The organism is Acinetobacter sp. ANC 3903, assembly GCF_002135315.1.
In the GTDB taxonomy this organism is placed as follows: Bacteria; Pseudomonadota; Gammaproteobacteria; order Pseudomonadales; family Moraxellaceae; genus Acinetobacter.
The window spans coordinates 17,912-42,305 of record NZ_NEGA01000013.1 but is presented as its reverse complement, the minus strand read 5'-3'; the positions used below and the strand labels follow the sequence as shown (position 1 = coordinate 42,305).

21 protein-coding genes and 2 pseudogenes are annotated in these 24,394 nt (G+C 40.9%); 15 read left to right on the top strand and 8 right to left on the bottom strand.

Going from position 1 to position 24,394, the window contains the following annotated elements:
* The first annotated feature begins 13 nt into the window (after positions 1-13).
* The 7 genes from B9T29_RS11165 to B9T29_RS11135 all read left to right on the top strand — a co-directional run bounded on the left by B9T29_RS11165 (position 14) and on the right by B9T29_RS11135 (position 6,474).
* On the top strand, positions 14-1,081 hold the full coding sequence (locus B9T29_RS11165; RefSeq protein WP_086176004.1) for a ferredoxin reductase: 1,068 nt from the start codon (positions 14-16) through the stop codon (positions 1,079-1,081).
* Positions 1,082-1,095: 14 nt separating this feature from the next.
* The gene (locus B9T29_RS11160) at positions 1,096-2,190 is read left to right on the top strand and encodes a fatty acid desaturase family protein (RefSeq protein WP_086176003.1); all 1,095 of its coding nucleotides are present in this window, start codon (positions 1,096-1,098) and stop codon (positions 2,188-2,190) included.
* Between the two features lie 586 nt (positions 2,191-2,776).
* On the top strand, positions 2,777-3,199 hold the full coding sequence (locus B9T29_RS11155) for a type IV pilin protein (protein ID WP_086176002.1): 423 nt from the start codon (positions 2,777-2,779) through the stop codon (positions 3,197-3,199).
* Positions 3,196-3,669, top strand: coding sequence for a GspH/FimT family pseudopilin (locus tag B9T29_RS11150; RefSeq protein WP_086176001.1), 474 nt, complete (start codon positions 3,196-3,198; stop codon positions 3,667-3,669). The genes B9T29_RS11155 and B9T29_RS11150 overlap by 4 nt, the downstream gene beginning before the upstream one ends.
* A gap of 3 nt (positions 3,670-3,672) precedes the next feature.
* Complete coding sequence (locus tag B9T29_RS11145) at positions 3,673-4,176, top strand: type IV pilus modification PilV family protein (protein ID WP_086176000.1); 504 nt, start codon at positions 3,673-3,675, stop codon at positions 4,174-4,176.
* A 14-nt stretch (positions 4,177-4,190) separates the two neighbouring features.
* Positions 4,191-5,291, top strand: coding sequence for a PilW family protein (locus B9T29_RS11140; RefSeq protein ID WP_086175999.1), 1,101 nt, complete (start codon positions 4,191-4,193; stop codon positions 5,289-5,291).
* 4 nt (positions 5,292-5,295) lie between these two features.
* Complete coding sequence (locus B9T29_RS11135; RefSeq protein WP_228146593.1) at positions 5,296-6,474, top strand: pilus assembly PilX family protein; 1,179 nt, start codon at positions 5,296-5,298, stop codon at positions 6,472-6,474.
* A gap of 169 nt (positions 6,475-6,643) precedes the next feature.
* On the opposite strand, the gene B9T29_RS11130 is transcribed toward B9T29_RS11135, so the two are convergent.
* Positions 6,644-7,291 carry an HAD-IB family hydrolase gene (locus B9T29_RS11130; protein ID WP_086175997.1) on the bottom strand — a complete coding sequence of 216 codons (648 nt, stop codon included), beginning with the start codon at positions 7,289-7,291 and terminating at the stop codon, positions 6,644-6,646.
* Positions 7,258-8,466 (bottom strand): DUF1615 family protein, encoded by a 1,209-nt coding sequence (locus B9T29_RS11125; RefSeq protein ID WP_086175996.1) that lies wholly within the window; start codon positions 8,464-8,466, stop codon positions 7,258-7,260. The genes B9T29_RS11130 and B9T29_RS11125 overlap by 34 nt, the downstream gene beginning before the upstream one ends.
* Positions 8,467-8,548: 82 nt before the next feature.
* On the opposite strand from B9T29_RS11125, the gene dusB reads away from it, so the two are divergent.
* Entirely contained in the window at positions 8,549-9,574 is a 1,026-nt protein-coding gene (gene dusB / locus B9T29_RS11120; RefSeq protein ID WP_086175995.1) for a tRNA dihydrouridine synthase DusB, read from the top strand.
* A 283-nt stretch (positions 9,575-9,857) separates the two neighbouring features.
* Entirely contained in the window at positions 9,858-10,439 is a 582-nt protein-coding gene (locus B9T29_RS11115; protein ID WP_086175994.1) for a hypothetical protein, read from the top strand.
* Positions 10,440-10,501: 62 nt separating this feature from the next.
* Here the strand turns inward: B9T29_RS11115 and B9T29_RS11110 are convergent, their stop codons facing one another.
* A complete protein-coding gene (locus tag B9T29_RS11110) occupies positions 10,502-11,551 on the bottom strand; it encodes an NAD(P)H-dependent flavin oxidoreductase (protein WP_265733369.1) in 1,050 nt (349 codons plus the stop codon).
* 194 nt (positions 11,552-11,745) lie between these two features.
* On the opposite strand from B9T29_RS11110, the pseudogene B9T29_RS11105 reads away from it, so the two are divergent.
* From B9T29_RS11105 to B9T29_RS11095, 3 genes and pseudogenes are all read left to right on the top strand, one after another.
* Positions 11,746-13,009: pseudogene (locus B9T29_RS11105) on the top strand (putative DNA modification/repair radical SAM protein).
* Positions 13,009-13,788, top strand: a pseudogene (locus tag B9T29_RS11100) (TIGR03915 family putative DNA repair protein). Before B9T29_RS11105 ends, B9T29_RS11100 begins: the two co-directional pseudogenes overlap by 1 nt.
* A gap of 56 nt (positions 13,789-13,844) precedes the next feature.
* On the top strand, positions 13,845-14,363 hold the full coding sequence (locus B9T29_RS11095) for a hypothetical protein (RefSeq protein WP_086176060.1): 519 nt from the start codon (positions 13,845-13,847) through the stop codon (positions 14,361-14,363).
* 67 nt (positions 14,364-14,430) lie between these two features.
* Here B9T29_RS11095 and B9T29_RS11090 read toward each other — a convergent pair whose 3' ends face one another.
* From B9T29_RS11090 to ahpF, 3 genes are all read right to left on the bottom strand, one after another.
* The gene (locus B9T29_RS11090) at positions 14,431-15,522 is read right to left on the bottom strand and encodes a YeeE/YedE thiosulfate transporter family protein (protein ID WP_086175992.1); all 1,092 of its coding nucleotides are present in this window, start codon (positions 15,520-15,522) and stop codon (positions 14,431-14,433) included.
* 183 nt (positions 15,523-15,705) lie between these two features.
* Complete coding sequence (locus tag B9T29_RS11085; RefSeq protein ID WP_086175991.1) at positions 15,706-16,050, bottom strand: hypothetical protein; 345 nt, start codon at positions 16,048-16,050, stop codon at positions 15,706-15,708.
* A gap of 197 nt (positions 16,051-16,247) precedes the next feature.
* Positions 16,248-17,810, bottom strand: coding sequence for an alkyl hydroperoxide reductase subunit F (gene ahpF / locus B9T29_RS11080; RefSeq protein WP_086175990.1), 1,563 nt, complete (start codon positions 17,808-17,810; stop codon positions 16,248-16,250).
* Positions 17,811-18,074: 264 nt separating this feature from the next.
* Here ahpF and B9T29_RS11075 point away from each other — a divergent pair, with 264 nt between their 5' ends.
* Positions 18,075-18,296 (top strand): DUF1653 domain-containing protein, encoded by a 222-nt coding sequence (locus tag B9T29_RS11075; protein WP_086176059.1) that lies wholly within the window; start codon positions 18,075-18,077, stop codon positions 18,294-18,296.
* A 62-nt stretch (positions 18,297-18,358) separates the two neighbouring features.
* Positions 18,359-18,949: an O-methyltransferase gene (locus tag B9T29_RS11070; RefSeq protein ID WP_086175989.1), complete on the top strand. Its 591-nt coding sequence runs from the start codon at positions 18,359-18,361 to the stop codon at positions 18,947-18,949.
* Between the two features lie 46 nt (positions 18,950-18,995).
* Here the strand turns inward: B9T29_RS11070 and B9T29_RS11065 are convergent, their stop codons facing one another.
* A complete protein-coding gene (locus tag B9T29_RS11065; RefSeq protein WP_086175988.1) occupies positions 18,996-19,202 on the bottom strand; it encodes a KTSC domain-containing protein in 207 nt (68 codons plus the stop codon).
* A 206-nt stretch (positions 19,203-19,408) separates the two neighbouring features.
* On the bottom strand, positions 19,409-19,972 hold the full coding sequence (gene ahpC, locus B9T29_RS11060) for an alkyl hydroperoxide reductase subunit C (protein WP_086175987.1): 564 nt from the start codon (positions 19,970-19,972) through the stop codon (positions 19,409-19,411).
* Positions 19,973-20,499: 527 nt separating this feature from the next.
* Between ahpC and hrpA the strand changes: the two genes are divergently transcribed.
* Positions 20,500-24,390, top strand: a complete 3,891-nt coding sequence (gene hrpA / locus B9T29_RS11055; protein WP_416202489.1) for an ATP-dependent RNA helicase HrpA — start codon at positions 20,500-20,502, stop codon at positions 24,388-24,390.
* Positions 24,391-24,394 lie beyond the last annotated feature (4 nt).

Genomic DNA, 24,394 nt, shown 5'->3' with positions numbered 1-24,394 from the left:
CGTGGTACTGACTATGCATGTTTTAGAAAAAACCAAATCTCCCTTGGGTTCACTTGCTGATAGCGTTATTGATCAGCACGCAGCTAATTTCTGGCTGCAAAAAATTAATTCGCTTTGGTCTGTCAATCAGGCATTGGGGAAAATTGTTCAAAAAGAAAATGCTGCTCAAAATATGGCAAGCTTGACTCTTCAAGTGAACCGTCATTTTAAAATGGGGCAAGCAGGACAGCACCATCCGATCTTTGTAGAAGTTGATGGCATCCGCTATGAACGTAGCTATAGTTTGACTCAGCTTGATGCTCAGCATGTTTTGCTTACAGTTAAAAAAGTAGATCAAGGTAAAGTCAGCTCTTGGTTGGTTGAACAGTCGCAAGTAGGCGATATTCTTGAGTTTGGCCAGCCTTATGGCGATATGCTGTTACCTACGCAGGCCCAGCCAATGGTATTGCTTGCTGCAGGTAGCGGTATTACGCCAATGCTGAGTTTACTCAAGGCCTTATCCAAGACAGATCAAATGGCTCAAGCACCGATCCAGTTATTGTATTGGGTTAAACAATATGCCGATTGTGCATTTAAAACACGCTTTGAAAAACTGGCTGAACAATATCCTAATTTCTCATTTCAGGTTTTTTATACCCAAGAAGAAGATGCAGGTGTGCGTCTAAACCAAGACCATGTGGCTTTAGTTACAAATATTGAAAATAGTGTGGTTTATGCTTGTGGTCCTTCTGGATTTGTCGCACAGGCAGAACAGTTATTTGCCCATGCGCAGAGTTTTAAAAGTGAAGCTTTTAGCATGAGTGCTGTTGAAAATTCTGATATTGGCTTTGTCAATATAACCTTGTTGAAGTCAAAAAAAGTGGTTGCCATTCCTAAAGGACAGTCCATTTTAACCAGCCTGGAACAGCAAAATATCAAACCGACTCATGGTTGCCGTATGGGCATCTGTAATAAATGCGTATGTAATAAAGTAGAAGGTTCAACCAAAAATCTGGTGAATGGCAGTCAGAATTCAGAACCCGGTAATGTCTTAAAAATATGTGTCAATTCAGCTCAGTCAGATCTTGTGATTGATTTATAAGTGAGTTAAAAATCATGAATATGCCCGTTAAAGTAGAATATTTTAAAAATCCTAAAAATGGTGAGCTCACTCAATCTCAATTAGATGATTTGGCTCGTGAATTGGATATAATTAAACAAGAAGTGCTAGATGATATTGGCGAAAAAGATGCCAAATATATTCGTCGTGTTTATTCAACCGTTCGTTATGCTTCGATTGCAGGGCGTGCCTGTTTGTTTGCAGGTTGGTTCCCACCAGCTTGGTTTTTAGGTACTGGCTTACTTGGCTTTGCTAAAATCATGGAAAACATGGAGCTAGGCCATAATGTCATGCATGGTCAATATGACTGGATGAACGATCCAAAATTCCATGGTCCAAGTTATGAGTGGGATATTGTCGGCACGGCAGATAACTGGCGTCAGACCCATAACTATAAGCACCATACCTATACCAATATTAAAGGTATGGATGATGACATTGGTTATGGTTTGCTGCGCCTGTTTCCGGAACAGCGCTGGAAACCAGGCTATCTTTTACAACCAATCTATGCCATTCCATTTTGCTTGTTGTTCCAATGGGGCGTAGCCATTCAAAACCTGGAATTGGGTAAAGTATGGTTTGGTCGTAAAAGCAAAGAACAAGCCAAAAAAGAATGGCAGCCAATGCAAGAGAAAATTGGCAAACAATTGTTTAAAGATTATGTGTTTTTCCCATTGATTGCAGGCCCTGCGGCTTTACCTGTATTTACTGGTAACCTGGTTGCTAATGGCATCCGCAATATCTGGACCTTTAGTATTATTTTCTGTGGTCACTTCACTAAAGATGTAGAGGTGTTCCCGAAATCAGTGCTAGAAAATGAAAGCCGTGGTCACTGGTATATGCGTCAGATCCGAGGTTCATCTAACCTGACGGGTTCGGAAGCCTTCCATATTTTGACAGGTCATTTAAGCCATCAAATTGAGCATCACTTATATCCTGATATTCCGGCACGCCGTTACCGCAAGATGGCGCCTAAAGTTCAGGCAGTTTGTGAAAAATATGGTTTAAATTACAATAATGCCAGCTTGGTTAAACAGTATGGCAGTGTGCTTAAACGTATTGTTAAATATGCTTTTCCATTCAAGAAGTAAATAAAATTTAAATAGATGGAAAGATCATTTAAGTTGTGAAAGCAATTTGAATTGCGATAAGACGTGATTTTCTCATCTAGCCAAATTCTTAACTAAAAGTGACTTTGAAAGAGTCACTTTTTATATTTGAGAAATAGATCAAATATTTAATTCATAGAGTAGACTGTTTCAAAAAATACTTTTTTTAATTTATTGTAAATTTTTGTTGATTTTTTTTCAAAAAAAATGTGAAATTTATTATTTTGAGCATTTTTGCTATTGTTAATATCTGAAAATAAAAGTCAATAAAAACGAATCTCTTATACACATCTTGTTATAAAAACACTTGCAAACTATTTAGCTAAATAATTTATATATTTTTTATTTAATTTTTTCATCCCATTGAAAAATATAATAAAATTATTGATTAAATAAATTTTATGAAAGCTAAATATAAGTAATTATTTAATATTTAAAATAATAATCATTATTAATAGTATTAATAAAATTTTATTTGTAAAACAAAAAATGAGCATTTCTACAAATTCAACCTTAATTGTTTTATGGTATTTTTACAGATAGTTACAGACTGTAAGAGATTAATAAAATGTATATAAATAGACAGAACATTCCTCATTCTAAGCAGTCGGGTTTTACACTTATCGAATTAATGATTACTGTTGCAATTATTGCTATTCTTGCAGCGATAGCAATCCCAAGTTATACGAAATACATTGTGGCAAGTCATCGTACAGAAGCACAAGCAGCAATGCTTAGCTTGGCTCAATATTTAGAAAGTAAATACAATGCCAGCTTCAGTTACCCTGCTGCTTCAACTATCCCAACAAGCCTAACAGCACCTAGTAATGTATCTACCTATTATACTATTTCAGTCAGTATGGCGAATGTCTCACAGACTTATACCATTACAGCAACTCCAACCAGTGCACAAAATGATACATTGTGCGGTACGCTTACGCTAACAGAAGCTGGTGTGAAAACCCCCTCAACTTCAGGGTGCTGGAAATGAAACGACAAAGCGCATTTACCCTGATTGAATTGATGGTTACGATTGCGATTTTGGCAATCATTGCCACTTTGGCTGCACCAAATCTAAGTCAGATGCTCCACAATACTAAAGTTAATACGAGTAGCGGTGATATTTTGAGTTTTCTACAACAATCGAGAACAGAAGCTATTCGACTAGGTAAAACAGTGACTGTATGTGGGAGTTCTGACGGTTCAAGTTGTCTATCAGCAAACAAAACCAATTGGTCTGTGGGTTTAATTGCCAAGTATTCTGGTTCAACTACTCCTATTCAGAAATTGACTTTTGACAGTTCTCAACTTTCTATTACTGGTCCTGAAACAATAACCTTTAACACCTTCGGATCAACAACTGCTGAACATGAAATAACAGTCACTATTCCAGATGCAAATACCTATTCTGTGTGTGTAGAAGCCATTGGTAGAGCGTTCAAAAGTAAAACGGGGTGTTAACTCATGAATAAAATGAACTCACAACAAGGTTTTGCACTTTTGGAAGCATTAATTGCGATGTTTATCACCGCAGGAGTGCTATTGGGGCTTGGGGTGTTACACATAAAATCTGTGCAGCAGAGCGCGCTTACAACACAGCGCACGATCGCAAGCATTCAAGCCAATGATTTGATTGACAGGATGTGGGCGAGTGTTTGTTCTTTAGATGACAGTACTACAGGACAACCTGCCTCAGGAAAAGTTGGTAATATTAAAACGCAATGGGAAAATCGTTGGAAAGTGACGGGGAATACAAGTGACTTTATTGGTGGGTTGACTACCGAGCAAATTGCTTTACATAACCGTATGAATGGCTGGTCTGGAAATCTTGAAATAGATGATGCAACCAAACGACGTTATAAAATAACGATTGAATGGGAAAATAAAAAAGCGAAATGGTATGAAGCTAACCCAGCAGATAAAGAAAGCTTTATCTATTATTTTTCAGTACCAAAATGTGAAGTTTAATTGGGGAACATCGTATGAAAAGAAAAATAGCAAGTCAGCGATACTCTCAAGCGGGAGTTTCTCTGATTGAACTTATGGTGGGTTTAACGGTGGGTTTAATTATTACCGCGGGTGCATTCACAGTCTTATTTTCCAATCAGAAACTTATCCTTGAAAAAGATGTGATGGACCGTTCACAAGAGAATTTTCGCTTTGCTTCGACAACGATTACGCGATTAGTAAGACAAGCCACTTCATTTGGATTCCCTGCAAATAATAATGAGTTAATTGTATATTTTGATAGTTCACAAAGGGATTGTTTAGGTGAGTCAAATCATTCCTCTGTAAATACATTTAAGCTAAATACAGACAATGAACTTGTTTGTGAACTTGTTTTAAATGATGGAACAATACAAACCGTTACGTTAGCAAAAAATGTCTCGGGATTAAAAGTTGCTTATGGGATTCAAAATGGAACTGGTACTACCCCTTTAGCGTATCAACCGTATTTAGACTCTAGCGATGCAATCAATTCTGCTGTTGATGTCGTGTGGGGAACGATAACCAGTGTATTGACCCAAATGAGTATAAACGATGGCAGTGCTCAGCAGCCCACTATTGACTTTGTTGCGACGTCTCACCTTCGGGCAATGACTCAATTGGCTTCGACAGGGGGGGCTAGTCTTGTCAATCCACCAAGCACAACGCCAACAACGCCAACAACGCCAACAACGCCAACAACGCCAACAACGCCAACAACGCCAACAACGCCAACAACGCCAACAACGCCAACAACACCAACACCACCACCAACGCCTAATTGTCCCAACGATATTTTGGCAAAGATTACGTTGACATATGATACATCTAAAGGAACAGATATTCCTCTTGTTACTAAGACTTGGGGAGCTATGTCTGGATCAACTGGTGTTTTTAAAGGTACTACAATTAAACTTGCAGTTAACCCAAGTGTGGGGAGTACTGTGGATTGGAAAATTCAAGAAAATAGCGGTGCTTTTTCCGCATTGAAAGAAGAATATTCTTTGCCAAGCGGTAATGGGGACAAGATGACGTTAACACTTAAATGTGGTGATACTTTAAGCCCACTTGAATTTGTTACTCACAACAACAATTGAGGTCATGATAATGAAACAACAACAAGGTTCTGTCCTCATGATTACCGTAGTGGTGTTATTTGCAGCGACCATGATCAGTCTTTACGCTATGCGTGGCACGATCATCCAAGGCAAAATGACTGCAAATATTAATAATAAAGTCATTACGACCAATGCTGCCGAAGATGGTGCGACACAATTTTTAACTTGGTTAAACGGTCAGTTTAAAGCGTCCGGTGGTGGATGGCCGACAGGAACAACGCAACAAAACTGGAATACCTCTGCAGATATCCCAAATACCAATTCAGGGGCATTGACGGTTAATTCGGGTAATAATGGATATTACTGGATTGATCCTTCTAAACATCCTGTGGGTTGTGCAAGCAATCCATGTTGGGATGACACCAATAAAATTGTCACCGTAAAAGTCACGGGCAATTTAATCAAAACCAGTGGAAGTACGACTAAAATTTTGGGCGAAAGCGTTTATCAGATCAAGATTAAGGGGCAGTTTCCAGGTGCTGTAAAATTACCTGACCTTCCAGGTGCCTTGACTTTGGGTGGAACAGTTGGCACATTTGAAGGTAAACATAGTAATAATTTTAAAATTGACGGTCAAAATAAACTTGCTATTGCAACCATGAATTCGAGTGCCAGTACTGTGCTAACTGGTATACCTAGCAACAGACGTGATTCAGACCATTATAGTGGGGGTGCAGATTGTCCTACTGGAAGTGGAGCATGCGTGAAAAATACCGACTTGGGTATTTGGGGAGATGCAAATAATGTAATGGCATTGGTTGAATCAATTAAGAATGCATCAGGTGTGACTTATATTAATGGAAGTGTATCTGGTGCATTAATTAGTTCTGTTCCATCATGTGCAGGGATTGTCATTATTCGTGGTGACTATTCCCCAAATGGTAACCAGTGCGATTTTAAAGGTATTCTAATAATTTTAGGTTCATTTAACGGGAATGGGGGGGGTAACACGTCAATTCGTGGGGGAGTGTATGTGGCGAATATTCAGGGAAGTAGCCCAGGAGCATACACTTTTGGTAATGCTGCTACGAATCTTAATGGAGGTGGGAACATGTCTGTTACTTATGATGCCAGTTTCCTCGGAGGCGATCCTAATAATCCGTTTGCGGGTAGTGGTCCAATCAAAACCACAGTATTGGCTTGGAATGAAGTTGAGTTGTAAAGATTCTATTTGCACATACTTGCATATAATCTATCAACTGTTTTTGAAACGAGATGTTGAAATGAATTGTAGTTGATTTCCAATTTTTGCATTGTTAAGCGCTACTGTAGATTAAAATACTTTTAAACCCACAATGAATTGTGGGTTTTTTTATGAGCCATAAATAAAACTAAGCCAATTTTTTATGACTTAGAATAGTTGGCAGATCATCGGCTCCACCAACCATGTAAGCATAATGGGCCATCGCAAGCATTTCCTTATCTTCATGACTATTACCATAGGCATAAATTACCGCATAATCAGTTAAATGATATTTTTCTAAAATTCGTTGTCTTTTCTGTTCCGAACTGCAATCGGGTGTGGTGTATTGTCCTGTATAGATATTATTGACTTGTTCAGTCTGGGTACAAATTAAGTCAATATTTAATAGCGTACAGACAGGCTTGAGGTACACATCAACCGATGCTGAAACCAGGACTACATCATCACCTAAAGCTTGATGCTGTTTAAGTTGTTTCAGTAGAGGATGGTTTAATTGATTCATTAAGCTCGCAGCATATTCCTGTGCCATTTGTTGCAGCTCTAAGGCATTAGCATTACTAAACATGGCACGAAATAATTTAGAACGCATGGCATGTGCAGGATAGGCATTTAGATAGTAGGCCTGAATCCAAGGCAGAATTTTTATGCCCTGTTTGACAATATGACGTTTAGAGAGTGCATAGAAGATAAACCCTGTGAAACTGTCCTTGGTACACAGGGTTCCATCAAAGTCGAAGAGCGCTAGATTTTTATTCTTTTTGCTCGCTGCATACATGATTGGTATCTTCCATTGACGCGGGTTGCATACCAGTTGGTATTATAATCGCGGCTTAATTTGGGACCTGAAATGACCACTTTAGGCATGATAGCATAAATCGGTTTTTTGCCGGTTTTCTCTTGGTAAAGCTTTGATACAGCGCGATAGGTTGCTGTATCTTCAAAATCTTTCTGTTTTTCCTTTTTCAAGTCTGCACGGATTTGGCGAGGAGTAACCAAAATATTATTGGCAGCAAAAACACTAATCAGATCACGCTCGGACTGGCTGCTTATAGAGCGAATAGAACCCTCTTTAGTATACAGCAGCAGATCACCATCCAGTTCTAGCTCATCTGAAGTCAAGTCATTCAGCATGCTCTGGAAAGCCGCATTGCGACTTGAGTACATACCGGAGTTGTAGTCTGCAAAACGGTAAATGGGCTTGTCATAATCGGCCGGATACATCATCAGGCGGTGAATACCGTAATACAAACCACCATATTGAGTATATAAATCGGTACGCAATTCGGCACTGCTGCCACCTTGACGTTTGTGTGCTTTGGCATAGCCAATATGGACTTGCATTGAACCCAATGTGGTCACAGGATTTAAGTTTTCACCAATGTCTTGTCCGACCAGTTTTGCTGCACCTGTGAGCGTACTGACATGATAATGCTTTGACATATAACTAAAAATTTCACGATATAACTCATCCAGTTCGCGTTCGGTTTGCACCTTACGCATCTGGCTTAAATAGTTATTGTCAGGACTGGGCTGGTTTTTTAAAACTTCTTCAAAATAGCCTGCAACCGTTCCACCCAGGGTATCACCCAATTTGCTTTTAAATTTTTCATCCAGACGGTCTTGAACTTCCTTCACCGCTTTTTCACCCAAGCCTGAAACGTGCGGATCTGCAATGAAGTTAGATTCCTGATCCACTACAGCCACGATAGTGCAAATATTTTCTTTGGTTTGAGGGATATCCAGCTGATCGGTAATACTGTAAATATCTTTAGCCCATGAGGCACGCTGATGGACACGTGATGGAATAAGGCGCTTGATTTGATCTTCTTCTAGTGTTGGTTCATGATTTTTCGACCACCATGAGTTATCGCCACATGCCGCCAGGCTAAGTGACAAAGCTAGAATACTCAAAGATTTAACACGAGATGAAATAAAAAGAGTTTTTTCCATAATAATGAAAACATATTCCAAAAGGGTGAGCCAGTACAGCAGATGAAGTATACTATGCCAGTCGAAAAAGTGATGAATTTATATGTATATTGGTCCATATCAACTGTCAAATAATTTAATTGTTGCTCCCATGGCAGGTGTTACGGATCGTCCATTCCGGACGTTGTGTAAATATTTTGGTGCAGGGCATGCGGTCAGTGAAATGATGACTTCAGACCAGACCTTACGCATGAGTAAGAAAAGTCTTTACCGGGCCAACTTTGATGGTGAACTGGCACCGATATCCGCACAGATTGCCGGTTCAGAACCGAATGAGTTAGCGGAAGCGGCGCGCTATCAGGTAGCAAATGGCGCACAGATTGTTGACATCAATATGGGCTGTCCGGCGAAAAAAGTCTGCAATAAATTAGCCGGTTCCGCCTTATTAAAAGATGAAGATCTGGTGGCGCGAATTTTAGATACCGTGGTGGCTGCAGTAGATGTTCCTGTGACTTTAAAAACCCGTTTAGGGTATTTAAATGGTCATGAAAATATTCTGCGTGTAGCAAAACGTGCTGAACAAGCAGGCATTGCAGCCTTGGCCTTACATGGGCGTACCCGTGAAGATATGTATTTGAATACGGCACGTTATTCTTTAATTAAAGAAGTTAAAGAAATGTTGAATATTCCAGTCATTGCCAATGGCGATATCGACAGTCCTGAAAAAGCCAGGTATGTGCTGGATTATACCGGTGCTGATGCGGTGATGATTGGCCGTGCGGCACAAGGTCGTCCCTGGATTTTTCGTGAAATTGCCCATTATTTGAAAACGGGGGAACAGCTTGCAGCACCGAGTATTGCTGAAGTGAAAGATGTACTATTAGGACATTTATCAGAACTGTATGATTTTTACGGGGAATATTCAGGTTGCCGTATTTCACGAAAACATATTGCCTGGTATACCAAGGGTTTACGTTCAAGCAATGAATTCCGCCAAAATATGTACAAGGTCGAAAGTACAGCTGAACAGTTTAATGTAGTGGAAGACTATTTTAATCAGCTCCTTGCTCAAGGCGAAATTATGAGTGATGTACAGGTCGAGCAGGTGAACCTGCTTGAAACCAAATAGGCTTTTATTGGTTTTTTATTTTTATGCTCAACATAGGTCACTGCTCTTTATTGAAAAGGTTTCATCAAAATAAAGAGCAGTGATTTTTTTCTTTATCAATATTTTTTGCATAATTTGTATAACAATACTAAAAGAATTACAGGCTACAACATCTCATCACTTAATCGGGACAGTTATCGAACATAGCTTAGTCCAAATTGTCCTATGCTAAATTCTTCTGAAGCTCATCAAGCTGTTTATCTACATATCTTGAATATATTGATATGGCAGAAGGAGAAAGAAAATGGTCAATACAAATCGTCCTGTTACGGAAACTGATCTTACCAATCCAAATCATCGACCAGAACAACAAAGAACAACCGATACAGAAAGTAATTCTGTTCCTGATATGAATGAAGCAGGCGATCATCCTGTGGGAACAAGTGTTGGTGCAATAGGCGGTGTAGCAGGAGGTGCTGCCCTGGGATCTATAGCAGCAGGTGCCGCAGTTGGATCTACAGCTGGCCCTGTAGGTGCTGTAGTTGGTGGTCTAGTCGGAGGAATTATTGGCGGTGTAGCAGGTAATGAACTTGCGGAAGCGCTAAATCCAGCCGAAGAAGATGCGTATTGGAGAGAACAGCATCATAAGACGCCTTATTTCAATGAAACCCGAAATACCTATAGTGATTTAGACTATGACAGGGATTACCGGAATGCTTATCAAGTAGGCTATGGCAATAGGGCTCAATATGACCGTGATACCGAGTTTGAGCATGTTGAACCGGAATTAAGAAGCAAGTGGGAAAGTACCAAGGATCAGTCTCGTCTTAATTGGGAAGAAGCCAAATATGCAGCTAAAGATGCTTGGCATCGTGCTACACGTTAGTTATACCCGATTAAAAAACCTCTCAAGTGAGAGGTTTTTTATGGCTTATCTGACCTGGATAATTAGGCCTGACTCATTTCCAGAACCAGTTGATTAATCAAATCCGCAGCTTCCATTTCTCGAATTTGAGCTACATTGGTACCCGCCCAAAATGCACCAAATCCATCGTCACCTTGCGCTATTGCCGCTGCATTGAGTTGTTTACCCAGATCATAGCAATAAGGATAGGTGGCGACTTGTGGTCGTTCAGGTTGATCGACTTGGGTATGCCAGTGATTAATTAAACCACGTGCAGGACGGCCAGAAATACTTGTGCTAATTTGCGTAATCGGTTTGCTAAACAGCGCTTTTCGATAAGCAGCATTTGCATTGGAACTTTTACATTGTACAAAAGCAGTCCCAAGTTGAACGGCTGCAGCCCCTAATTTCATTAATAACTGGGCTTGTTGCCCATTCATAATGCCACCCGCAGCAACAATAGGTAAAGTGCAATACTGTTTGAGCAATTGCACCAAATCTGAGGTTTTAACAGCACTGTCAAATGTTTCGTTAAAAATACCGCGATGCCCACCTGCCTCAATGCCTTGTGCAATAATGACATCAATACCTGCCGCTTCAATTTCAAGGGCTTCCGCCAGATTGGTGGCTGACACCATGGTTATAATACCAGCCTGTTTTAAGGCCTGAATTTGATAAGGATGCGGAATACCAAAGTGAAAACTGACTGCTTGGGGACGCGTTTCTAGAACCAGATTTAAATAGTCGTCGTTCTCGAGAAAGCTGGGATAAATACATTTTAACTCGGTCGGCGGTGTGACCTGATACTTCTCAAATTGTGGTGCCAAATATTGAATCCATTGTTCTGCAACTTTGGAATCTAATTCTGAACTTTGATGACAAAAGAAATTTACCTGAAAAGGGTGATGAGTCAGGGCTTGAGTCTCTAAAATTTGCTGACGGGCAGCTTCAACCGTACTGGCACCTAACCCTAATGAACCTAAACCGCCTTGATTAGAAACTTCAGCAGCCAATTTTGGCGTAGAAACACCTGCCATCGGGGCAAGAAAAATAGGATGTTTAATCGCAAGTTGTTTTAATAAAGTCATATTCAGCTCCTTCTCCTCTATATCACTTTGCCCAAGCCTTGAAAATTAAGCAAATAATATTCGTTATTTCCTTGTGAAATAAAAAGGATTTTTAGTGCCCAAATTAAAAAATACAACGTCAGGCTCTGTCGCTCATAAGATCAATGAACCCCTCTCTGAAAATTAAAATTTTATAATGTATTTTTATTTTCGAGTGCCGTCTGCGCACGTCTGAACGTATCCGTGAAAAACTGCAAATTTTAGCCGATGCTGCCAAGTATGAGGTGTCGTGTTCTTCAAGTGGCAGTAACCGTAAAAATAAAGATAAAGGTCTGGGCATACCGGTTCCGGGATTTGTCACGGCTATACCGAAGATGGGTGCTGTGTGTCCTTACTCAAAATTCTGTTTTCCAATGTCTGTATTTTTGACTGTTCTTACTGTATGTCAAGGCGCTCCAATGACGTGAAACGGGCGGCATTTACCGTGCAGGCAGTGGTTGATTTGACCATGAACTTTTATCGCCGTAATTATATTGAAGGCTTGTTTTTAAGTTCGGGAATATTTAAATCGGCAGATTGCACCATGGAACGTATGCTGCAAGTGGTGAAAAAATTACGTCTGGAAGAGAATTTTAATGGCTATATTCATCTAAAAACCATTCCCGGTGCATCACCAGAAATGATTACCGAAGCCGGCTTATATGTAGACCGCATAAGTATTAATTTAGAAATGCCAACTGAAGCAGGCTTGCAAAAATTTACACCTGAAAAAAACCATGCAGAAGTGCAAAAAGATTTAGGCATTGTGCGCGACCGTTTAATTCAATTTAAAGATGAACGCAAGCTGATTCATTCTGTTCCTCAATTTGTTCCCGCAGGGCAAACCACCCAAATGGTCGTGGGCGCGCATAGTGAAACCGATTAGGATATTATTTTGATGGCAGATCGGCATTACAAGGAATTTAAACTGAAACGGGTGTATTACTCCGGTTATATTCCCATCAATGAGCAGGAAAAATCTTTACCGGCGGTTGGTTCTGCACCGCCTTTACTGAGAGAAAACCGGTTGTATCAAAGTGACTGGTTAATGCATTTTTATGGTTTTGATGCAACAGAACTTGTCGATGAAAAACACCCCAATCTGGATTTGGATGTTGATCCCAAGCTGAGTTGGGCACTGCGTCATCTGGAGCAATTTCCGGTCGATTTAAACCGCGCGGATTACCGCCTGATTCTGCGTGTGCCCGGTATTGGCGTGCGTTCTGCTAAAAAATTGTCTAGGCACGACGCTTTGGGAAAATCCACATCGATCAACTGAAACGCATTGGTGTGGCCTATAACCGGGCACAGCATTTTATTCGTTGCGCCGATACACCTAAATTTATAAAAGAACAATTACCCAGTCAGATTCGAAATCAAATTTTACAGTCGGGACAGTCCAAATATACTCAGCAACTTTCCCCGCAATTAGGCTTTACTTTCTGATGGCCACCTATCGCTTTGATGGCAGTATGACCGGCCTGTTAAGCTGTGTATTCCGCGCATTTCAATTTAAAGAGTTTCAGGTCAATGTCACCTGTGATGAGCATGCGCAAAATGGGCTGTTTGATGATTTTATTCAGGTGGCTTCGAATAATGAGCATGCACAGCGTGTCTGGCAAGGATTAAAGCAAAAAACCTCAACTCAAAGTCAGCGTAATTTTTACTATACCTTTCTATCTGAAAATCAAACTGCTTATCAGCACCTGTTTAATTATTGTCTGTATATTTTCCAGCATAAATATAAAGTTGATGAAAATTATGGACATCCCGATGTGTTGGCTTTGGCGCAGTGGGCCAAGCAGGTGGGACGTGAGAAGCATTGTATGGAAGCCTTTGTACGCTTTAAAAAATGTCAGGATGGCTTGTTTTTAAGTCTGGTTCGGCCCGATTTTAATGTTTTGCCGTTGATTGAACGACATTTTAAAGCGCGTTATCAGGATCAGAGCTGGCTGATCTATGATGAAAAACGTAAATACGGCATTTATTATGATTTGCAGCAGCTACATTAAATTGAAATGAATGCTCATGAGGTCGATGCCAAGCTTACTACTGGTTTTAGTCAATCTTTTACCGTAGAACTGGACGAGCAAGAATGCCTTTATGATCAATTGTGGAAAGATTATTTTCATAGCGTAAACATTCAAGCACGACAAAACATGAAATTGCACATTCAATATGTACCGAAACGCTATTGGCGTTATATGAATGAAAAGTCAATTTAGCTGGATATTTCAGGCATAATGTGGGGTTGTATTATGCGACTATTGGGCGAGTGATGATGAAGCCGTTAATTTTTACGATTTTGATTTCAATTATATTAGTTTCAGCATGTTCAAGCTCTGAGCAGCCTAAAACACAGATTGATCCTCAACAATACAAAGTTCAAGATGTTGCAAGTTTGCAACAACGCTTTGAAACTTTAAATCAACAGTTATCTAAAGATTATCAGGCGTTTAAAAAAACCAATAATATTGCTTTTTCAGATCAGTCGGTACTGGATGTGAATCAATTGAAAACTTTAAACCTGCATGCAGTGAGCAGTACTTCATTAAAGCCGGTGAAACAGGCCTATTGTGAAATGATGAATGAATATTTTGCCCAGATGTATCATTTGGGTCATCAAAACCCGAAGTTGATTGGGCAGGTGAAATTACCGCATGCACAGGATGAAGATTTAAGCAAAAGTTTTGCTGATGCTGATCAGTTTTATGACTTTATTTTAAATCGCTATACAACATATCGTCAGGCACAAGAAATTATGGGCTTTGGTTGTAATTTGAAAGCAGCTTTAAACTAAATTATAAAAAGAGAATATATAAAAAAGCCCATCACGTGATGGGCTCTTAAATTTCAGTATTTTAGAATTAACAACCGGTTAGTTTTTCAGGTTGTGGGCGTTCACCGGGAAAGAAAAATGGACGAAGTTTCACCCCAAGGCTGTTGCCGATGAAAGCAAAGATCAGCCATAACCAGCCATGTAAGCTACCAGAAGCAATACCACTGAAGTAAGCCCCGATGTTACAGCCATAGGCCAAATGAGCGCCGTAGCCTAATAGTAAACCGCCAACAATAGCAGCAATCAGTGAGCGCTTTGGAATGTTAAAGTTGGGCGCGAATTTACCTGCAAGACTGTCAGCCAATAAGGCACCCAGCATAATGCCAAAGTTCATCATAGAAGTAATATCGAACCATAATGACTCCGATAAAGCTTTGGCATTAGCGGGCTGTTGCCAATAGACCCAAGAAGCGACATCTACACCGATTAAACTGGCAGATTTTGCTGCCCATACTGCAAGTGCAGAAGTCACGTCCCAAGGACGACCAGCTAAAGTTAAAGTGGCAAAGTTGAGCAAGGTTAAAATAATCCCGCCCCAGACCAACGGCCATGGACCACGTAGGAAACGTTTAAAACCTTGAGTTTCGGCAATAGGTTCTACTTCAAGTGAAGCATGACATTTTTTCTCAAAAAAGATGGTAGCAAATGCAATTGCTGCAAACAGAACAAAGCTGACGATGAGTGCAGGAATAACACCTAGGCTTGAAACAATGGAAATGGGCGCAAGATGTGGCAGGTTAAACCACCAGTCCAAATGTGTAGTGGCAATTAAAGAGCCTAGGCAAAAGAAGAGCAGGGTCACAATCATGCGTGCGCTACCGCCGCCTAATTGCATGTCGATACCAAAGATAAAAGCACCAATCATCACAGAGATGGAAACAGGACCGACATTACCTTTCACCGGATTGCTAAACAGCTCACGTGCTTCCATATCTAGATCTGCCTTTTCAATATCGACTTGAGATTTGACAGAAATATATTCACCGGTTGCCATGGAACTGGCACCTGAAATGAGTCCGGCAATGCAGGTAATTAACAAGGTATGGGAAGATGCACCCCTGGCAGCCATCCCTATAATGAGGCTGGTGACGGAAATGATTCCATCATTTGTACCAAGCACTGCGGCACGTAATCAGCCTGTTCTTTGAATATAATGTTTTTCCAGATGATAAGAATGTGCCATATAGAGATGTACTTAATTATTGGTTATTAGGGTTGCCATAAAAAAAATATGAATAAAAAAACAAGATTAATCAATAAAAAAGCTCCTTTTTAAGGAGCTTTTTTATTTTAATGATTTAAATTATTGTTGAGTTCTTTCTCGAACATTAGAAGCACCTTGCTCTATAGCACCGGCAGTATTTGCAGTAGCTTCTTTCGCTGCATTTTTAACATCCTTCGCTGCGGCTTCAGTTTTAGCTGCAGCTTCATTACCTGCTGCCTCAATTTTAGAGGTTGCTTCATCAGTGGCCGCTTGAGTTTTAGCTTCTGCTTCCTTTGTTGCATCAGAAATATCATGACTGGCTTGATTAGCTGCATTTTCAAGATGTTCACCAGTGGTTGCACCGGTCTCAGGCTCTTTTTGTTTATTACAACCCACCAGGGCAACGCTAGCAGCAAGACCTAAAGCAATAAGCACTTTATTCATTTTCATTTCCTTCTAATTGTGGCACCCACCTAAATAGGGGTATTTTGAATATAACGAAAAAAATGCACAAATAATGAGCTAAAATTGTTAATTAAATGTAATTATTTTTTATGAAAAAAATGAGTGAAAAAAAAGGCTTATACCACTAAAGCAGTGATACAAGCCTGATAGAACAACTTTGCTGTTACTTGTGATAATTACGCGTTACGGATAATGTAATCAAAAGCAGATAGTGATGCCTTGGCACCTTCACCAGTGGCAATGATGATCTGTTTGTACGGTACGGTGGTACAGTCGCCGGCAGCAAACACACCCTTGACGTTGGTTTCGTTGCGCTCGTTAATCACAATCTCGCCACGGTTTGAAAGTTCAACTTTTGATGCTTTCAGGAAATCGGTGTTTGGCAACAAGCCGATCTGAACGAAGATCCCGGCCAGTTCAACCGTATGCTCTTCATCGGTAGCACGATCCTTGTATTTTAGCGCCGTCACCTGTGAATCGTCACCGACCACTTCGGTAGACAGCGCATTCTTGATCACCGTAGTGTTAGGCAAGCTGTTGAGTTTGTCCTGAAGTACCTGATCGGCACGAAGTTTGGTATCAAATTCCACCAAGGTCACATGCTCCACAATACCCGCCAGGTCAATCGCCGCTTCCACACCCGAGTTACCGCCACCGATGACTGCAACACGCTTGCCCTTGAACAGTGGTCCATCACAGTGCGGACAGTATGCTACACCACGGGTTTTGTATTCCTGTTCACCCGGAACGTTCATCTCTCTCCAGCGTGCACCGGTAGACAGGATCACGGTTTTCGATTCCAGTTTGGCACCGTTTTCCAAGGTCACTTCCACCAAACCGTTGGCCGTCTCATCAGCGCCTTTGATCGCAGACACCTTTTGCAGATTCATGATATCCACGCCGTACTCACGTACATGCGCTTCCATTTCAGCAGCAAATTTTGGACCCTGGGTTTTCTTCACTGAAGTGAAGTTTTCAATGTCCATGGTATCCATCACCTGACCGCCAAAGCGTTCCGCCACGATCCCGGTATTAATACCTTTACGGGCTGCATAGATCGCTGATGTATTGCCTGCAGGGCCACCGCCAATCACCAGGACATCAAAGGCGTCTTTGGCATTTAACTTTTCGGCATCTTTGGCTGCAGAGTTGGTGTCCAGTTTGGCCACGATTTCTTCCAGAGTCATACGACCCTGACCAATGTGGTTGCCGTCCTGGAACAGCATCGGAACGGCCATGATCTTGCGCTGTTCCACTTCATCCTGGAAGAACGCTCCATCAATCATGGTCGCGGTGGTACCTGGATTGTTAATCGCAATCAGGTTCAGGGCCTGTACCACGTCCGGACAGTTATGGCAGCTTAAAGAAACAAACACTTCAAAATCAGCAGTCAGGTTCAGAGCTTTGATTTGTGCCAGCACTTCATCCGAGACTTTTGGGGCATAACCGGAGACTTGCAGCAATGCCAGGATCAGGGAAGTGAACTCATGCCCCATCGGCAAACCGGCAAAGTTGACACGAGGTTGTTCACCGGCTTTGGCCACACCAAAGCTTGGTGCACGGCTATTGTTGCCATCGAAGCGTACAGTCACCAGATCAGACAGTGCCGCAATTTCTTCTACAAGGTCCTTGATTTTGTCAGACTTGTCCGAACCGTCCAAAGTCGCGACCAGTTCAATCGGGCCTTCCAGGCGTTCCAGTAAGGTTTTAAGTTGGGCTGAAGTATTTTGATCTAACATGGCTAAGGTCTCCAAAGGAGTAAATGCTTATTTAATAAAGCTATAATAGGTTAAAATTGTAAATAGTTAAAACAGTTCATTTATATAAAAACAATCGCTTTAACAGATTGATAATTTATTTACGAATGATGCTCTATCAAATAGATGATGGTTTAATGTGAATATTCAAATATTTAATCAAAATTAAAGCATTTTTTATAAATGATTACATACTTCAGAGCAATTTTGATTATGATGGCATCATGCTTTAACAAGGTCGTAAAAATGCAACTAAAATCCGGGATTTATCAACACTATAAAGGCAAGTTATATCAGGTCTTTCATGTTGCCACCCATAGCGAAACAGCTGAGAAACTGGTGGTATATCAATGTTTATATGGTGATTATTCAATGTGGGTACGTCCTTTAACCATGTTTCAAGAAAAGGTCACCTTCGAGAATGGTGAAGTTTTGCCAAGATTTCAATTAATTCAAGAAACGACATAAGCTGGATTAAAGACATCGATAAACGCTAGACTCAACCAAATAATAAAATAGAGATATCTACGATGAGTATGAGTGCGACATTCCAAAAACGAATGCATGAGCTGTATCAGGGATTTATTAAATTTGATGCCTTACAAAAAGATCGCATCCAGCGTTATCGAAATATCGAGCCAGACTCTGCTTTATTTTTAGCCATGCAGGTACGCCTGCAGCAATCCAGGGCTATTTTGGAGATTGGCACTTCAACCGGTTATTCGACTTTATGGCTGGCCAATGCAGCGCAGACTTCACAAGGTCATGTCACGACTCTGGAAATTGATCCGGCACGTACCCGGCAAGCTCAGCAATATGCCCAGGAACTGCAATTAAGTGAAGTGATTGATTTTTGGGTGGGGGATGCGCGAAGTTTTCTTGAAAATGCCGAACAGCAATATGACTTTATCTTGCTGGATGCGGAACGGGATACCTATGTCGATTACTGGCAGTATTTGCAGCATATGCTGCATCGCAAAAATGGGGTTATGTTTGTCGATAATGTGATATCGCATGCAGCAGAAGTTAAACAGTTTATTGAATTGGTAAAGAGTGATGAACGTTTTATGAGCATGACCCTGTCTATTGGGGCAGGCTTATTTATGATTTGTTATAAATAAAAAATTAATTCATGGTGTTTAAAAATCAGGGATAAACCCTGATTTTTTAATCAATCGAAACCCGGGTAAAGTGTAAATCATATTCGAGATATTTATGGACAAATGCTGCCTTATCATTGCTGCGAAGCAGGTTGTTATAAATGAATTCCGGAACAGGGTGATAGAGTTCAGCTGAACCATTATTATAAAAAATTTTAAGATAACGTGATGACGCACTGTATTTCCAAAAAGTTACAGCAATTTGTGTTCCCATAAGCACCTCATTTTTTATATGACCCAAGCCATTTGATGTCTTACTGAGCATGACCATACGGAACAGGTCATCATTGATGTATAACAGAAATAATTGCCGAAAGGTAGCTTGGAATTAAGATTTAGTTTCCTGTGACCTAAAAACGAATTGCAAAAAAAACCACGCTAAAAAGCGTGGTTTTTTGAATCAGTTCAATCTAATACAGATTAGATTTTACCAACTAGGTCAATTGAAGGAGCTAAAGTAGCATCGCCTTCTTTCCATTTAGCTGGGCAAACTTCGCCTGGGTGAGCGTGAACGTATTGAGCTGCTTTAACTTTACGAAGAAGTTCTTGAGCATCACGGCCAACACCACCAGCGTTGATTTCAACGATCTGGATTTTACCTTCTGGATCGATAACAAAAGTACCACGGTCAGCAAGACCAGCAGCTTCGATTAATACGTCGAAGTTTTTAGCAAGAGTCCAGTTCGCATCACCCACCATTACGTATTGGATTTTTTTGATTTCTTCTGAAGAATCGTGCCAAGCTTTGTGAGTGAAATGAGTGTCAGTAGAAACTGAATAGATTTCAACGCCTAATTTTTGGAATTCAGCATAGTTGTCTGCAAGGTCACCCAATTCAGTTGGGCAAACAAAAGTAAAGTCAGCTGGGTAGAAGAATACTACAGACCATTTGCCTTTAAGATCAGCTTCAGTTACTTCGATGAATTGACCATTTTGGAATGCAGTTGCTTTAAATGGTTTAACTTCTGTATTAATTAAGCTCATCATTGTCTCCATGATTGAGGTTTGTATTTGATTTCCAAAAGGATAGCGAATTTTTTGTTATTGCTGAAACAGTATTTTTATATTATTGAAATCGGAAAAACCGAATTAACTAATATAAAGCCTACAATTCCACCAAATCTGATTCTTCTATCTATCTATTCAATCATCTAAGCATGATGATTGAATGACAAAAGCGCAGTTCTTCAGCTTGTCTAACAACATGAAGGTTCATGCATTAAAATTCAAGGGTAAATTTTTTAAAAATTAAATTTGTTTTTAGGATGAATCAATTTTATTGATTTCTCATCATCCTGGCTTAGGCAAAACTTGGTGATCAAGTGCTGCTTGATCGCTTGAATTATGCTCAAAGCTAGAAGATTTAAAATATTCGTGCGCTTAAAAACAGCATGAATAAATATCTTGCTGGCTTTCTCTCGGCGACGTTACAGCGTAAAATACTCAGTTCAATTTTTTTGTTTTGGGATAAGTTATCTGTGGTCAGTCATTTAAATGTAGATCAATGGGTCATGGCACGTGACCGTCATCGTTTAAATCGGCTACGCAAAGGTAAAGATGCCAATGAAAAACAGTATCAGGAATTATTAGAAAAATCGAATCATAAAGTTCGTGAGCGTTTGTCACGTGTCCCGAACATCAAACTGAATCAAGACCTGCCGGTTACCCAATATAAAGACAAGCTGATTGAAGCGATTCAACAGCATCAAGTGATTATTGTGGCCGGTGAAACCGGTTCCGGTAAAACGACTCAGCTGCCGCAAATTGCCATGCTGGCCGGCCGGGGTTTAACCGGCATGATTGGACATACCCAGCCACGTCGACTGGCTGCACGTAGCGTATCGCAACGTATTGCCGAAGAAGTCGGGGAAAAGCTGGGTGACTCAATTGGTTTTAAAATCCGTTTTAATGAACAGGGTTCGCAGGATTCCATTGTCCGCTTAATGACGGATGGTATTTTGTTGGCAGAACTGGCCAATGACCGCTACTTAACCAAATACGACACCATTATTATTGATGAAGCACATGAGCGTTCGCTGAATATCGACTTCATCATGGGCTATCTCAAACAGCTCTTGCCTAAGCGTCATGATTTAAAAGTCATCATTACTTCAGCAACGCTGGACGTAAACCGTTTTAGCAGTTACTTTTTTGATGCGCCGATCTTTGAAGTAGAAGGGCGTAGTTTCCCGGTAGAAGTGCGTTATCGTCCGATTTCAGAAATGAGCATTGGTGGTAGTGATGATGATGAGTTTGACGACTTTGAAGAAAACCTGCCCCGTGCGGTGGTGCAGGCGGTCAATGAGTGTTTTCAGGATGCGCAGGAAAAAGGCCATCCCGAACATGCTGATATCCTGATTTTTGCCAGCACCGAACAGGAGATTCGTGAACTGCAAGAAATCTTGCAAAAGCATGGTCCACGTCATACCGAAATTTTGCCTTTGTATGCACGTTTAGCTATTGCAGAGCAGCAAAAGATTTTCAGTCCTGGCGGTGGTGGTCGACGGATTATTATTGCCACCAACGTGGCTGAAACGGCGCTGACTGTACCGAATATCCGTTATGTAATTGATAGCGGCTTTGCGCGTATTTCACGCTATAGCTATCGTTCACGGGTGCAACGTTTACCGATTGAAGCCGTGTCGCAAGCGGCAGCCAATCAGCGTAAAGGCCGTTGTGGCCGTATTGCGCCGGGTGTCTGTATCCGGCTGTATAGTGAGGAAGATTTCCAAAGCCGTCCTGAATTTACCGAACCCGAGATTAAACGAACCAACCTGGCTTCGGTAATTTTGCAGATGCAAAGTCTGAATCTGGGAGATTTGGAAAGTTTCGATTTTATTGAGCCACCTGATCATCGTTTGGTCAATGATGGTCGCAAGCTGCTGATTGAACTTGGGGCGATGAATGAGAAAAATTCTCCTAAAGTTGAAGAAGAAAATCTCTCTAAATCTCCCTTTGAGAAAGGGAGACTTTCTAAAGGGGAAGGTTCCTTAACCAAAATCGGTCAGCAAATGGCGAAGATGCCGATTGACCCACGTCTGGCACGCATGATTTTGGGTGGTGCACATTTTGGTGTGCTGAATGAAGTACTGATTATTGTCGCAGCTTTGGCTGTACAGGATCCACGTGAACGTCCGGCCGATAAACAGATGCAAGCCGATCAGAAACATGCCTTATTTAAGGAAGGAGATTCTGATTTCCTGTTTTACATCAAGTTATGGGAAACCTTGCAAGCTAACCGTGCCTCGATGAATGAAAACAAACGTCGTAATTTTGCACGGCAGCATTTTCTCAGTTGGTTGCGTTTGCGTGAATGGAAAAAGACCCATGAGCAATTATTTGAGCTGGCGCAGGGATTAAAACTATCTTTCAATGATAAAAAAGCCAGTTATGAAAACCTGCATCGTGCCTTATTAACCGGCCTGTTATCCTTCATTGCTAACAAGACTGATGAACGTAATGTATTTATGGCAGTGCGTCAGCAGAAGGCACGTATATTCCCGGCGTCTACCTTGCATAAGACCACTACCCCTTGGGTGATGGCTTTTGAGATGGTGGAAACCTCACAGGTTTATCTGCGAACTTTGGCCAAGATTGAACCGGAATGGATTTTGCTGGCAGCGCGTGATTTGCTGAAACATCACTATTTCGAGCCACATTGGTCGAAGAAAGCCGGTATCGTCAATTGTTATGACCAGATTTCATTGTTTGGTTTAATTATTGAACCGAAACGTTTGATGGATTATGAAAAAGTTGATCAACCTGCGGCCCATGAAATTTTCCTGCGCGATGCTTTAACTACAGGTCATTTGGGCATTACACCACCGTTCTTAAAGCATAATTTGCTCAAGCTTGAAGAAGTGGAGCGGGTAGAAGATAAGCTGCGTCGACGTGATCTGGTGGTCGATGAAGAAACTATCTATCAGTTCTACGCATCAAAAGTCCCTGAGGAAGTGGCGAGTCGTCGAACATTTGAAGACTGGCGTGCCACGGTTGAACCGCAAAATCCGCGTTATTTATTCGTCGATGATGATGCGTTGTGGATGAATGACCGTCCAACGACACAACAATTTCCTGATTATTTGCACAATGGTTCATTACGTTTAGCTGCTAGCTACCGTTTTGATCCGAGCCATGATGAAGATGGCGCAACGGTTAAAATTCCGGTGCAAGCCTTGCCGCAGGTCGATGAAAACATCTGGTCATGGGGCATTCCGGGCTGGCGTGAAGATTTGATTGAAGCACTATTAAAATCATTGCCTAAAGACAAGCGCCGTAATCTGGTACCGATTCCAGACACAGCACGTAAGCTGATGAAAGCAATAGATGCGGTAAATTTACGCCAGCATATTTTCAGCTTCTTGGCTTTTCAGCTACGTGGTGATCAGGTCGGTGAAAAAGATTTTTCCTTTGAGCGGATTGACCAGTATTTGCTGCCCTTCATTAAAGTGATTGATGAAAAAGGCCGAGTAATTGAAAAAGGCCGTGATCTGGCGGAACTTAAGGCACGTTGCCGTACAGAAACTCATAGTCCGGTCAAACAGCTGAAAGGTGAGTTTAAAACTTTCCCTGAGAATTTCACTTTTGAAGCTTCACAAAAAGTGACAGGTGTTGTAGTAAAGCAATATCAGGCACTGGTACCGACCAAAACATTTGCAGCACTGGATGCTAAAGACGAATCCGGCGTGGTGATTCAAACCTTTAATGATCAGGCTGAAGCCATCCGTCAGCATCGGGAAGGTGTGATTCATCTGGTCTATATGCAGTTGGGTGATTTGATTCGTCAACTGAAAAAACAGATTTCCAAACCGCTGGCTTTAGCCTATTCCCCATTAGGTGACAAAGCTAAACTGGAGCAGATGCTAGTTTATTCCACACTGCAGATGACAATAAATGATCTTCCTGTCAATGCTGAAGAGTTTCAAAAATTAATATTAAATGTAAAAAAATCTTTCCTAACGCATGGGCAAGTGGCATTATCTATACTGAGCGATATTTATATCCAGTGGCAGGATATTCGTCGGAAATTGTTGGTTTTAGACGATTCTATCTTTGGAAAAAATATTGATGATCTTGAAGATCAGCTTGATTTAATGAGTCTTTCCAACTGTGTGTATGTCAAATCTTCCGATATATGGCAGGAATTTCCACGCTATTTAAAGGCCTTGGTGTTGCGTCTAGAACGCTTGCCCAATAACTTGCAAAGGGATAATTCTGCCATTGAGCAAGTTGACCCATGGATGGAAAAATTGTTTAAGTTTAAAAATGACGCTCGCCTGAAAGATCTGTACTTTATGGTCGAAGAATTTCGTATTTCCCTGTTCTCACAACCAATGAAAACAAAAATGCCGGTTTCTCCAACCCGCCTGCAAAAAGTATGGAATCAATTGGGCATTAATTAACAGA

Excerpts from the sequence above, each read along its gene's own strand:
- B9T29_RS11165 (WP_086176004.1), top strand. The coding sequence starts at position 14 with ATGCATGTTTTAGAAAAAACCAAATCTCCCTTGGGTTCACTTGCTGAT.
- B9T29_RS11160 (WP_086176003.1), top strand. The coding sequence starts at position 1,096 with ATGAATATGCCCGTTAAAGTAGAATATTTTAAAAATCCTAAAAATGGT.
- B9T29_RS11155 (WP_086176002.1), top strand. The coding sequence starts at position 2,777 with ATGTATATAAATAGACAGAACATTCCTCATTCTAAGCAGTCGGGTTTT.
- B9T29_RS11150 (WP_086176001.1), top strand. The coding sequence starts at position 3,196 with ATGAAACGACAAAGCGCATTTACCCTGATTGAATTGATGGTTACGATT.
- B9T29_RS11145 (WP_086176000.1), top strand. The coding sequence starts at position 3,673 with ATGAATAAAATGAACTCACAACAAGGTTTTGCACTTTTGGAAGCATTA.
- B9T29_RS11140 (WP_086175999.1), top strand. The coding sequence starts at position 4,191 with ATGAAAAGAAAAATAGCAAGTCAGCGATACTCTCAAGCGGGAGTTTCT.
- B9T29_RS11135 (WP_228146593.1), top strand. The coding sequence starts at position 5,296 with ATGATAATGAAACAACAACAAGGTTCTGTCCTCATGATTACCGTAGTG.
- B9T29_RS11130 (WP_086175997.1), bottom strand. The coding sequence starts at position 7,291 with ATGTATGCAGCGAGCAAAAAGAATAAAAATCTAGCGCTCTTCGACTTT.
- B9T29_RS11125 (WP_086175996.1), bottom strand. The coding sequence starts at position 8,466 with ATGGAAAAAACTCTTTTTATTTCATCTCGTGTTAAATCTTTGAGTATT.
- dusB (WP_086175995.1), top strand. The coding sequence starts at position 8,549 with ATGTATATTGGTCCATATCAACTGTCAAATAATTTAATTGTTGCTCCC.
- B9T29_RS11115 (WP_086175994.1), top strand. The coding sequence starts at position 9,858 with ATGGTCAATACAAATCGTCCTGTTACGGAAACTGATCTTACCAATCCA.
- B9T29_RS11095 (WP_086176060.1), top strand. The coding sequence starts at position 13,845 with ATGAAGCCGTTAATTTTTACGATTTTGATTTCAATTATATTAGTTTCA.
- B9T29_RS11085 (WP_086175991.1), bottom strand. The coding sequence starts at position 16,050 with ATGAATAAAGTGCTTATTGCTTTAGGTCTTGCTGCTAGCGTTGCCCTG.
- ahpF (WP_086175990.1), bottom strand. The coding sequence starts at position 17,810 with ATGTTAGATCAAAATACTTCAGCCCAACTTAAAACCTTACTGGAACGC.
- B9T29_RS11075 (WP_086176059.1), top strand. The coding sequence starts at position 18,075 with ATGCAACTAAAATCCGGGATTTATCAACACTATAAAGGCAAGTTATAT.
- B9T29_RS11070 (WP_086175989.1), top strand. The coding sequence starts at position 18,359 with ATGAGTATGAGTGCGACATTCCAAAAACGAATGCATGAGCTGTATCAG.
- B9T29_RS11065 (WP_086175988.1), bottom strand. The coding sequence starts at position 19,202 with ATGGGAACACAAATTGCTGTAACTTTTTGGAAATACAGTGCGTCATCA.
- ahpC (WP_086175987.1), bottom strand. The coding sequence starts at position 19,972 with ATGAGCTTAATTAATACAGAAGTTAAACCATTTAAAGCAACTGCATTC.
- hrpA (WP_416202489.1), top strand. The coding sequence starts at position 20,500 with ATGGCACGTGACCGTCATCGTTTAAATCGGCTACGCAAAGGTAAAGAT.